The 2601-nt window shown below is 44.6% G+C and carries 1 protein-coding gene and 2 pseudogenes; all 3 read right to left on the reverse strand.

What is annotated here, in order from left to right:
- Positions 1–120, reverse strand: a pseudogene (locus DC363_RS16535) (IS5/IS1182 family transposase); the annotation flags it as partial.
- Between the two features lie 73 nt (positions 121–193).
- Positions 194–2023, reverse strand: a complete 1830-nt coding sequence (locus tag DC363_RS16765; protein ID WP_146180819.1) for a hypothetical protein — start codon at positions 2021–2023, stop codon at positions 194–196.
- Positions 2024–2183: 160 nt separating this feature from the next.
- Positions 2184–2324: pseudogene (locus DC363_RS17370) on the reverse strand (IS256 family transposase); the annotation flags it as partial.
- Between the last annotated feature and the right edge of the window lie 277 nt (positions 2325–2601).

Raw genomic sequence — 2601 nt, forward strand, 5'->3', positions numbered from 1 at the left:
CGGTGGCGTCCAGACCATCTCGGGATCAAACCAGATCGACAGCGATCCGCGTTGCTTCAGCGCTGTGTTGTACGAAGGCCAGTTCTTGGTCTTGTACTTCGTAGGGGCCCAACTGCTCATGCCCTCCAGCTATCATACTGCACTCCCAACGTGAATCCCGGTCGAGATTTGTGCAACAAAGCCCATCCTGAACCTAATCAAAAATACCTATTTCAGCCTCCGAACGGTGAATAACCGAAGCAAATAAAAACTCTAGTGTATTAAACACTTTCCATGGAATTGCGTCTAATGACAGCTCATTAAGCCATCCACTTACCGACGGAGAAACCCATTTTGATAACTCAATGTCATCATGAATAAATTCTTTATTTTCCTTGAGAAAGTTAATCATATATTGATAAGATGCTAAACGGGAATATGATGTAGGTGAGTCGATGTTACGTGCGGTATCATAAGATCCATAAAATCGGGTCTCTAAAACATTTGGCGCCGTTTCGAATAAAGGGGGACTTTTTGCCGTTAAAGGCGGCACTGAAAGTGCGGCAAACTCCGAATCTGAAACGAATAATTCTCTATGCCAACGTTCGTTTGCCAATGGCATTTTAACTATTTCATTGCCTGCCAGATTCCGAATGATATCAAAGTTAACCTTACCGTGGCGACAGTTCTCCGCGCCTAATAGGAGTGCGCCTTGGCTCAACCTAATATCGTTTAAAAAATCAGGATGATAAGAGTTTTGACCGCGAAGAGCAGAAATATGTCCAAAATGTGACCTCGCCCTTCCCCGCCGATAGGTGAGGATAGGAATTTGCGAGAACGTATATCCCTCTCCTAGAATCGTATTAATTTCCTTCCTAATCACCTCCCACATCCAATCTTTCGCATCATCGCTTAAAATCGTTAAGTGCCCTAGCGCTTCTACGCTCTTCACATAAGACTGTATCATACTTGAAATTGTTGTCGGCTCTGTACGGTACTTAAGAAACCTATTAGTGTCGTGACTCTTCCCGCCAAGCTCTCCATAGCCTCCGTGAATGCGTACCATACTGGTAGCGTCGAAGTGCAATCCGAGCCCTCTCTTTATGCCACTACCTTGTGCAAAGAAAATGTCTTGTGCTACTCGTTGCTCCATGCTTCCTGGAGCATTTGGTGACACGCGAAGCGACATGGTTAATTCATATTTTTCACAAAAAAAGTTCGCGAAGTTGCCATCAGGATTTGGATGTGGGAAAAGTGTATTCGCATACCAGTTTTGAAGGGAGCCTAATTTATACAATCCGGCCAGGATTATTCGACTGTCCATTCCTCCAGTTAAATCTACAACACGCAGCTTTGATCCACTCATGCCTGTTACACAATTCAATCTGCTTGCGAGACACTCTCCAAAGTCATAAATCACTTCTTTATAGTTAAGGTTTTCAATATTTTTCACATCTAAATTTGTTTTTCGTGAAATTGCTAATTTTTCTCCGCCAACAAAAAGTTCATCAAATCCAATACACTTGATATTTTCGTAGAGTGTTCCCCCTCGGATTCCAGAGCCTAGTGTGAGGTCCGCCAAAAAAGAGTTGATTATGCGTTTTGTTGGAACCCCTATCATGCTGAGATAGTTTGCGAGCATATGGATATTGCCAGAAATAGCATAGTGATTTTGATCGCAATAGTAAAAGCATGGATAACCATTTAGCTGGTCTAATTCTATTTTGAATGTATTTTGCTTGCTGTCTGCTTCAATAAAAGTATAAGTACCAGAAGCCAATGATATATCGCCTTGAAGTATGTCAATAACTTTATCAGATATTTTGTCGTGCTGAGTGTGAAATAAATTATCCAACAATATGTTTCCACAGAAGAAAAAAGTGCTTGATCCGCGGTCCCACGTCTGTAAGTTAGATATTATATTAAAATTTTTATTTGTTAGCGTGCGGAAGTCATTTTTGTTATTTATCCGAAAGGGTCTAATTTTGTCTAAAATACACTCTAATGGAGCACTCGTCGTATTTGATGTGATTAAATAATCCACATTTATCTCCCTATTTCACTTTTAATGAGTCTGCCTTGAACAAGGGCCTCAGAATTTGTTGCACAATCGGATTGGGGCCAAGCTGTCACATCGCATACGGTGGTGACGCTGATCAGGCGGCAGCTTGAATCTGCTGGATTCCATCGCGGAACTCAACCCCCTAGATGATCTCGGGCGGGCGATTTGGACCGTCCAGCTTTCGGCATTTCTTCTGTGCTGATATCATCAGCTTGAAGGCCATGGCCACCATCATCCGCGTCCGAGCGCTCTCGCCCTTGTAGCGCGACAATCTGGGTGATACGATTCTCACCTTGATTGTCGCGCTGCACACCCTTGTCGCGTGCGCCCCGCAACGCCTTGCCGTCGATTGCGATGACATCACCCTCACACAGAAGGGCGGCGACGTCAGCCAGAACCTGCCCGGAGGCTGCATCAAGGGCCTTGGGGTCGATCATCCGAAACACAGCTGAGAACGTGTCGTGTGAAGGAATGGCGGGCACCGGCCTTGTTGCATGGATCGAATTTGAGACGAAATCGCCCCTTTCCCCGGCGACATCACGACACGCGCTGAAATTCCG

This window comes from Thalassorhabdomicrobium marinisediminis (assembly GCF_003072065.1).
GTDB classification, from domain to species: domain Bacteria; phylum Pseudomonadota; class Alphaproteobacteria; order Rhodobacterales; family Rhodobacteraceae; genus Octadecabacter; species Octadecabacter marinisediminis.